We start from the raw sequence: 4770 nt of genomic DNA, 5'->3' as shown, positions 1-4770 counted from the left end.
CTCGCGAGCTCGCTGGGCCTGGGCGCAGGCTTCGGCAACATCCTGCTGATCGGTCTGCTGGTGCTGGCCGCGGTGTTCGTGTGGCGCATGATCAAGTCGCGCTCGCAGCCCGCCGGTGCACGCCAGGGCGGCTTCGCGTTCCAGGGCGCGGGTGGTCCGGGCAACCCGGCAGCGCCGGCGCAGTACAGCCCGAGCAACGTCGGCAACGACGCCTCGGCCCGTCCGTGGGAGCGCAACGCCACCAACTTCGATGCCACGCCCGCCGCGGCCTCGCACGGCAGCAGCCTCTCGTCCGCGGGTGCCGCGGCCGGTGGCGGCAGCATGATCGGTTCGGCCCTGGCCGGTTCGCAGAGCTGGGGCATCCCGGCCGGCTTCGATGTCGACGGTTTCCTGACCGCCGCCAAGCGCAACTTCGTGACCCTGCAGGACGCCTGGGATCGCGCCGACATCACCATGCTGCGCTCGATGATGACCGACGAGATGATCGAGGAAATCCGCAGCCAGCTCGCCGACCGCGCCAGCCACACCGGTGGCGTGTCGAACAAGACCGAAGTGGTCATGCTCGACGCCAAGCTGCTCGGCATCGAGGAACTGGCCGATGCCTACATGGCCAGCGTGGAGTTCTCCGGCATGATCCGCGAAGACGCTTCGGCGGGCCCGGGCCCGTTCCGCGAAGTCTGGAACATGACGCGTCCGACCACCGGCGGCAACGGCTGGCTCGTGGCCGGCGTGCAAGCCCTGCAATAAGCAGCGGCTTCGAGGGCGGCCCGGCCGCCTGCAGAAAGGATAATGGGGACCATGGCCACACCATCGTCCCCTTTTTCTTTGCTCGGCGATCTGTTCAATCGCGTCGGCGAGCGCCTGCAGCCGCCGCCCTGGGCCGTGCACGAGATCCAGCACCGCGCCGTGCTGTTCCTCAACCACGTGCTGCAACAGGAGCCCGAAGCCCAGCAGCGGCTGGTGCGCCAGCAGGGCCGCGTGGTGCGCTTCCAGTGGCGCTTCGTCACGATGGAGCTGGTGGCCACGCCCGCCGGCCTGCTCGACCTGGCGCCGCCGGGCTCCCTGCCCGAGCTCACGCTGTCGGTCACCGATGACAACCCCTTCGAGATCGCGCGCGCCACGCTGCGCGGCGACAAGCCCTCGGTGCAGATCGTGGGCGACGTGCAGCTCGCGGCCGAGGTCAACTGGCTGGTCGACCACGTGCGCTGGGACGTCGAGGACGACCTCGCGCGCGTGATCGGCGACGTGCCCGCGCATGCCATCGGCAATGCGGTGCGGCGCGTGGTGGGCGCATTGCGCCAGTTCGTGGGCAACCGCGCGGCGGCCGGCAGATCCGGTATCGGTTCGGCGGGCACCGCCGAATGAGCCGCTTCTATCGCAGCCTCTTCATCGTCTGGGTCGCGCTGCGCTACGGCCTCGACGAGCTCGTGCTCACGAGCTTCCAGAAGCCCTGGCTGCGCGTGGTCGCACGCATCGTCTCCTTCGGCCGCCGGCTCGACGCACCGCGCGGCCAGCGCCTGCGCGAGGCGCTCGAGCGGCTGGGCCCGATCTTCGTCAAGTTCGGCCAGGTGCTCTCCACGCGGCGCGACCTGCTGCCGCCCGACATCGCCGACGAGCTGACCTTCCTGCAGGACCGCGTGCCGCCGTTCCCCTCGGCGGTGGCCGTGGCGACCATCGAGCGCGCGTTCCGCCGGCCCGTCAGCGACGTGTTCGTGCAGTTCGACGAGACGCCGATCGCGAGCGCCTCGATCGCGCAGGTGCACTTCGCGACCATCCGCACCGGCGACGGCCAGCTGCGCGAGGTCGCGGTCAAGGTGCTGCGCCCCAACATGCGCGGCGTGATCGAGAAGGACCTGGGCCTGATGGCCATGATGGCCGGCTGGGTCGAGAAGCTCTCGCCCGACGGCAAGCGGCTGAAGCCGCGCGAGGTGGTGGCCGAGTTCGACAAGTACCTGCACGACGAGCTCGACCTGGTGCGCGAGGCCGCCAACGCCGCGCAGCTGCGCCGCAACATGGCCTCGCTCGACCTGGTGCTGATCCCCGAGATGTTCTGGGACTTCTGCCATCCCGAGGTGATCGTGATGGAGCGCATGAACGGCGTGCCGATCGCGCAGCTCGAGCGGCTGCGCGCCGCGGGCGTCGACATCCCGAAGCTCGCGCGCGACGGCGTCACCATCTTCTTCACCCAGGTGTTCCGCGACGGCTTCTTCCATGCCGACATGCACCCGGGCAACATCCAGGTCAGCCTCGAGCCCCAGACCTTCGGGCGCTACATCTCGCTGGACTTCGGGATCATCGGCACGCTCACCGAGTCCGACAAGGAGTATCTGGCGCAGAACTTCGTGGCCTTCTTCCGGCGCGACTACAAGCGCGTGGCCGAGCTGCACCTCGAGAGCGGCTGGGTGCCCGAGGGCACGCGCATCGACGAGCTCGAGGCCGCGATCCGCACCGTCTGCGAACCCTACTTCGACCGGCCGCTCAAGGAGATCTCGCTCGGCATGGTGCTGATGCGGCTGTTCCAGACCTCGCGCCGCTTCCACGTCGAGATCCAGCCGCAGCTGGTGCTGCTGCAGAAGACCCTGCTCAACATCGAGGGGCTGGGCCGCCAGCTCGATCCCGAGCTCGACCTCTGGCACACGGCCAAGCCCTTCCTCGAGAAGTGGATGGTCGACCAGATCGGGCCCAAGAAGCTGTTCCAGCAGCTCAAGGACGAGGCGCCGCGATACGCCAAGCTGTTGCCGGAATTGCCGCGCCTGCTGCACGATTTCCTGGAGAATCGGCCGCCCGACCACCGGCGCGAGCTGCTGGAGCTGCTGGCCGCGCAGAAGCGTACCAACCGGTTGCTCCAGTCGATCGTCTACGGTGGCATAGGTTTTGTATTGGGTCTGCTGGCCATGCAGCTGCTGGTGCGCGTTCGGATTTTCTGAACCGCGGCACTGTCCGCCACGGCCTGGAAAAAGATGGGCGTGCTGCCTTGGAATCGAGGAAAGAGGAGAACCTGACGTGCTGCTGACCCTGGTCATCGTCTATCTGTTGCTCACCATCGCCATCGGCCTGTATGCGGCCCGGCGCGTGAAGAACACCACCGACTTCGCGATCGCCGGGCGGCACCTGCCGCTCTTCATGATCGTCACGACCACCTTCGCGACCTGGTTCGGTTCCGAGACGGTGCTGGGCATCCCGGCCAAGTTCATCGAGGGCGGCCTCAACGGCGTGGTCGAAGACCCGTTCGGCGCCGGCACCTGCCTGATCCTCGTGGGCCTGTTCTTCGCGGGCAAGCTCTATCGCATGACGCTGCTGACCATCAGCGACTACTACCGCGAGCGCTACGGCCGCGGCGTGGAGGTGGCCTGCACGCTGATCATCATGCTGAGCTACCTGGGCTGGGTCTCGGCGCAGGTCACGGCGCTGGGGCTGGTGTTCAACGTGCTCTCGGGCGGCGCCATCGGGCTGTCGACCGGCATGGTGATCGGCGTGGTCTCGATCCTGGCCTACACGCTGTTCGGCGGCATGTGGTCGGTGGCGGTCACCGACTTCATCCAGATGATCATCCTGGTGGCCGGCCTGGCCATCATCGCGATGTTCGCGGGCAACATGGCCGGCGGTGCCGACAAGGTGGTCGCCTTCGCGGTCAGCAAGGACCTGTTCAAGTTCTGGCCCGAGCCCAACTGGCACGACATGGTCTTCTTCTTCGCGGCCGCCATCACCATGATGCTCGGCTCGATCCCGCAGCAGGACGTGTTCCAGCGCGTGATGTCGGCCAACAGCGTCAAGGCCGCCACGCGCGGCCCGGTGATCGGCGGCCTGGCGTACATCCTGTTCGCCTTCGTGCCGATGTTCCTCGTGGCCAGCGCGCTCCTGATCATGCCGGAACAGACCGCCACGCTGCTCAAGGAGGATCCGCAGAAGGTGCTGCCCACGCTGGTGCTCGAGAAGATGCCGTTCGTGATGCAGGTGCTGTTCTTCGGCGCGCTGCTGTCGGCCATCAAGTCGACCGCCTCGGCCACCTTGCTGGCGCCCAGCGTCACCTTCACCGAGAACATCTGGCGCCAGTTCCGCCCTGCGGGCACCGACCGCGAGAACCTCCGGACCATGCGCATCACGGTGCTGCTGTTCAGCGCGGCAGTGCTGGCCTACGCGATCCGCATGCAGGGCACGCCGATCTACGAACTGGTCTCGGGCGCCTACCAGGTGCCGCTGGTCGGGGCCTTCATCCCGCTGGTGTTCGGCCTCTACTGGAAGCGCGCCACCACCCAGGGCGCGATCGCCGCGATCCTGTTCGGCATCGGCACCTGGCTGCTGTTCATGGCGATGCCCTGGGGCGCGGTGTTCCCGGCCCAGCTCGCGGGCGTGCTGGCCTCGTTCGCGGGCATGGTGCTCGGCTCGCTGGCGCCGCAATGGGTGGTGAACACTCACACGCCGCACCGCCCGCTGGCGACCGAAACGGCCTGAATCTCGCGCCAGGCGCAATCCCCGGGGCGCCGGCCGGCCGGGGGGCGCCCCTATAATCGAGGGCTTTGCGAGCGGCCGCCCGGTCGCTTTCCCCACTCGATTTCCCATGCCCATCTACGCCTACAAGTGCAGCGCCTGCGGCTTCGCCAAGGATGCCCTGCAAAAGATGTCCGATCCGCCGCTCACGGTGTGTCCGGCATGCGGCGCGAGCGCATTCGAAAAGCAGGTCACGGCGGCCGGATTCCAGCTCAAGGGCTCGGGCTGGTACGTCACCGACTTCCGTGACGGCGGCGGCAAGAAGTCCGAAGCCGCCACCGC

The 4770-nt window shown here is 67.9% G+C and carries 5 protein-coding genes; all 5 read left to right on the top strand.

Annotated elements, in window-relative coordinates; genetic code table 11:
- Positions 1–747, top strand: a 747-nt coding sequence (locus AC27VN_RS32915) for a Tim44 domain-containing protein (protein ID WP_490879286.1), incomplete at its 5' end; no start/stop codon positions are given.
- Positions 748–798: 51 nt separating this feature from the next.
- The gene (locus AC27VN_RS32910) at positions 799–1365 is read left to right on the top strand and encodes a hypothetical protein (RefSeq protein ID WP_093341266.1); all 567 of its coding nucleotides are present in this window, start codon (positions 799–801) and stop codon (positions 1363–1365) included.
- Complete coding sequence (ubiB, locus tag AC27VN_RS32905) at positions 1362–2927, top strand: ubiquinone biosynthesis regulatory protein kinase UbiB (RefSeq protein WP_296787530.1); 1566 nt, start codon at positions 1362–1364, stop codon at positions 2925–2927. Before AC27VN_RS32910 ends, ubiB begins: the two co-directional genes overlap by 4 nt.
- Before the next feature lie 76 nt (positions 2928–3003).
- On the top strand, positions 3004–4452 hold the full coding sequence (locus AC27VN_RS32900) for a high affinity choline transporter 1 (RefSeq protein WP_287753028.1): 1449 nt from the start codon (positions 3004–3006) through the stop codon (positions 4450–4452).
- A gap of 106 nt (positions 4453–4558) precedes the next feature.
- On the top strand, positions 4559–4770 hold a 212-nt coding region (locus tag AC27VN_RS32895; RefSeq protein ID WP_490879285.1), incomplete at its 3' end, for an FmdB family zinc ribbon protein.

This window comes from Variovorax sp. 20P10.2.4 (genome assembly GCF_058244205.1).
This window is presented reverse-complemented; position numbering and strand designations above follow the sequence as displayed.

Bases quoted from the DNA above. Each gene is read 5' to 3' on its own strand.
- AC27VN_RS32910 (WP_093341266.1), top strand. From the start codon at position 799: ATGGCCACACCATCGTCCCCTTTTTCTTTGCTCGGCGATCTGTTCAAT.
- ubiB (WP_296787530.1), top strand. From the start codon at position 1,362: ATGAGCCGCTTCTATCGCAGCCTCTTCATCGTCTGGGTCGCGCTGCGC.